Genomic DNA, 1,756 nt, shown 5'->3' with positions numbered 1-1,756 from the left:
TCTGAAATGAAACTTTTCGCCAAACTGCAATTTGCCTTTTTGTTCTAACCAAGCTATCATTTCGGGATAATTGTATTGTGAATTCATAAATCAGGATTTTACAATGGCTCTGCATAATTTTTATCAATGGTTGCGTTGAGGTTGTAGGCTCTGGGTTGTGGATTTGCTTTTTGAGTTGATGGATTTGGCAAATTGACCGAAAATTTTGGTGTGTTCAACATCCAGTTTCGTGCAGCTGCTTGCCAATCTTTCATTTTTGTTTTTCCACCAATCAGCCAACCGATGCTGGAGTAATAATTGAAAAATCGTTCTGCTTCAAATTCTGTGAAATTCTGAAACTTGAAATATTCTTTGACTAAATCAATTGTTGGCTTCTCGACTGCGCTCGAAGTGACAAACTCTTCTTCTTTTTTGGCGGAACTTTTTTCTTCTTTTTTATTTTCGTTTTTTAAAAATAAATCATCATCAAATTTTTGAAAATTGGTGTCTATATCTATGTTTTTAATGTTTTTTAATGTTTGTTTATTATTATATATATAGGGCAGTTCATTTTTTGGTTCATTTTTTGGTTCGGTTTGGTCAAAAATTGGTGTGGTTTGTTCATTATTTGAACTGGTTGCATCTGAACTATTTGAATTGAAATTATTTCCTTCCGAAAAATTTATCATAAAAACCTCTGTTCCGGAGTATGGATTATACGATGGGAAATAATCTAAAAATTTCAATCTTTGCAACTCCTTGATACACTTGTGATAAGTTGCTTTTGATGCAATTTTGCTTCCTTTCATCATTTCATCTCGAGAAATTATGATTGGATTTTTGAACCTATTGACATTCCAACATTGAAAAAGCGTTAAATACAAACTAATATGCGTTGGATTTAGTGATTCTTCATTCGATAAACGATTGAAAAATCCTGTAAGATGTTTGATGTAATTCATCTTACCAACCATTTAGGATTGAACAAATTGGGAGTTGCTTCTACTTTGTTGGTTTCTAAAACTTTTTGCAAATCTGCATAAGCGTAGAAAATGATACCGCCAACTTTGGTATAAGATAACACTCCATTGATGCGTAAATTTTGTAAAGTACCTGGAGAAATGTTTAGTAACTTTCTGACTTCGGTAGATTTAAGCCATTGTTTTTGCTGTTGCGGTTTTGAATTAAACATTGCGTTTAAATCAGAAAGTAGTAGTTTACGAAATTCGTTTAAATCTTCGCGAGTAATAACTTCGATTGCCATAACTAAAGGTTTTAAATTGTTATGGTACAAAATTGTATGTTTTGATTTGTTTTGTTTGCCAAGTTGGTATCAACTTGGTAACGATTTTTTGTTATACAATGATTTTTATGGTTAAAACAGTTTAAATTAACTATACAGTTTTTTATTAATTGTTTATTTTGAAAATATTTGAATAATTTAAAATAAGTATTACTTTAAACACTTTAATAATTAGCACTATAAGTATTGATTTTCAGGATTATGTATAGAATTTGAATCCGATAGATGAACAACTTGGTATAGACTTGGTAACCCTATTTTGACTTATTATTTTCGTGATCAATTTTCTTTTTTAAAATTTTCATCAAACTATCTAAATAAGTGGTTTCTTCGGTTTTTCTTGCTCTAATGGAATACCAACTTCTATAAACATCACCTAAATCAATATTAAAAATGGATTCGAAGTAACTAGCAATTTCTTTAATCTCAGCTTTTCCGTTGTTGAAGCTTCCTTGATAATGTAGCGCATACAAT

3 protein-coding genes are annotated in these 1,756 nt (G+C 30.4%); all 3 read right to left on the bottom strand.

The window, feature by feature from the left end; translation table 11 throughout:
- Positions 1-98: 98 nt before the first annotated feature.
- On the bottom strand, positions 99-941 hold the full coding sequence (locus tag RMO70_RS13185; protein ID WP_310556901.1) for a transcriptional regulator: 843 nt from the start codon (positions 939-941) through the stop codon (positions 99-101).
- Entirely contained in the window at positions 938-1,243 is a 306-nt protein-coding gene (locus RMO70_RS13180; RefSeq protein ID WP_310556900.1) for a helix-turn-helix domain-containing protein, read from the bottom strand. The genes RMO70_RS13185 and RMO70_RS13180 overlap by 4 nt, the downstream gene beginning before the upstream one ends.
- Positions 1,244-1,536: 293 nt before the next feature.
- On the bottom strand, positions 1,537-1,756 hold a 220-nt coding region (locus RMO70_RS13175; RefSeq protein WP_310556899.1), incomplete at its 5' end, for an RteC domain-containing protein.

It is taken from the genome of Flavobacterium sp. (assembly GCF_031422135.1).
Lineage (GTDB): Bacteria > Bacteroidota > Bacteroidia > Flavobacteriales > Flavobacteriaceae > Flavobacterium.
Note: the sequence above shows the minus strand (reverse complement) of the source record. Positions and strands in the feature narration are given on the sequence as shown.